This is a genomic window from bacterium, from assembly GCA_040755795.1.
Taxonomy (GTDB): Bacteria; UBA9089; CG2-30-40-21; order CG2-30-40-21; family SBAY01; genus JBFLXS01.
Genome location: JBFLXS010000631.1, coordinates 1 through 1,682, shown reverse-complemented (window position 1 = coordinate 1,682; position 1,682 = coordinate 1). Strand labels below are relative to the sequence as shown.

The 1,682-nt window shown below is 32.8% G+C and carries 3 protein-coding genes; all 3 read left to right on the top strand.

Annotation, left to right across the window (positions count from 1 at the left end; translation table 11 throughout):
- Nucleotides 1–282: 282 nt before the first annotated feature.
- The gene (locus AB1414_20440) at nt 283–534 is read left to right on the top strand and encodes a hypothetical protein (protein MEW6609781.1); all 252 of its coding nucleotides are present in this window, start codon (nt 283–285) and stop codon (nt 532–534) included.
- A gap of 82 nt (nt 535–616) precedes the next feature.
- Nucleotides 617–757 (top strand): hypothetical protein, encoded by a 141-nt coding sequence (locus AB1414_20435; protein ID MEW6609780.1) that lies wholly within the window; start codon nt 617–619, stop codon nt 755–757.
- Nucleotides 758–1,288 (top strand): hypothetical protein, encoded by a 531-nt coding sequence (locus AB1414_20430; GenBank protein MEW6609779.1) that lies wholly within the window; start codon nt 758–760, stop codon nt 1,286–1,288. It abuts the gene before it with no gap.
- Nucleotides 1,289–1,682 lie beyond the last annotated feature (394 nt).

Below are 1,682 nucleotides of genomic sequence, written 5' to 3'. Positions count from 1 at the left end.
CAGAACACAGAATTGACTTTTAAATTTTTAATTGCTCATTTTACATTTTACAGTTATTTTTTTAAGTAGCTGAACGCTTACAAGACAGCGAATCAGAGCTTTTGTCTAACCCTGCGTTGCAGTTGACCGCTGGGGGACTGTGCCGTGGTCAGAGTTTTGTGGTCTCTCAAAGTTTTATCTGGCTATCAAACTTTTGTGGTAATTCTCCCCGCCGCACCTGAACTTTATCGTTAGACAAAGGCAAGCAAAACAGTAAGGGAAAAGTCAATCAACAAAAAAGTAGTGAGAGGAAAAGGGGAAACATTTCCCAGTGTTTATTTAATGAAAAAGAAAAACAAGCCCAAAATTCATAAAGATCATAAAGGCGAGTTTATTTATGAAACTTATTTTATTCGCGGAAAGATGAAAAGGCAGAAAATATATGTAGTAGACGGTATACCAGCAGAAGAATTTTACAGACAAAATGCCGATATCATAACCTTGCTTCAAAATGGGGATTATGAAGTGTTACATGAACGAGAAATAAATGATTAACAACATAATTTAAACTTAAACTTCGGCATCAGACAACTAAGTTCCTGGCGAGCAATCTTATGCTCGTGTAGAAGGTAAAAACATGTGGAACTATCGAGTTGTGAGGAAGAAACATATCTATGTTGATCCTACAGAGAACAAGAAAGAGAGGGTGAATTATACCTATGCCATACATGAAGCATATTACGACAAGGATGACCAAAATTTAAAGGAGGCGATATAAATGTCAGATAAAAAAAATAATTTATTTATATATGAGGCAATTGAATTAAGGCAGGAGTTTGATAAACATATTAAGGTATTAGAAAATTTGAGTGAAGAAAAGAAAGGAAGACGAGATTTCCTATCAAGGGAAGAGGACGAACTTCAACCTGCAAAAGATTTTGATATTAAATTAATTCAAGAAAAACTACAAAATTTACAGACTAAAAGAGTGAGATTGAATCAAGAGTTACAATTAACTAATTTAAAAACAAGATTGAATTATGATGGAAAAGAAATAACATTATCAGAAGCATTAGAGATTAGAAAAAATTTAATAAAGGATATGGAGGTATTAACTAATAAATTAAACGAATCAGCATATCTAAGAATAATACATAAGGAAGAAAGGGATATTATAAAAGAACCTAAACAAAAATTTAATGATGTTTATCAAAATTATGAAAATCTATTAAGAAAACTAAGGAAGTTAAATATAGAGATTCATAGAATTAATCACACCAAAACGGTAAATTTTAAAGATGAATCTTAACTTTTAAGGGGAGGAATAAAGGAGACAGGGGAGTAAGTGCGAAACTACTGTGAAGTAGGATAGCCCGAAATCCAATAGCGTAAATTGGAGGTGGAAATGTCAATTATCCACTTTAAATTAAGTTTGACAGGTGGTTGGAACACCAGGGTTCGATTCCCTATTTTACTACTTACCACTTTTGGGTTACCATTTACAAATTTACATAATACTAATTACAAGAAGACTCCGCGTCTCCTTAATGATGATAAAGTTTAGTGGTAATTTTTCGGTGGTGTCCCAAATTAGCTAAAGTTTGTGAGAGAAAATGTCGATAAAGATAACAGAAGTACATAGTGTATTATTCTGGAGATTTTGTTTGGGAGGTGGAATAACGATGCATCCAATAGAACACTTC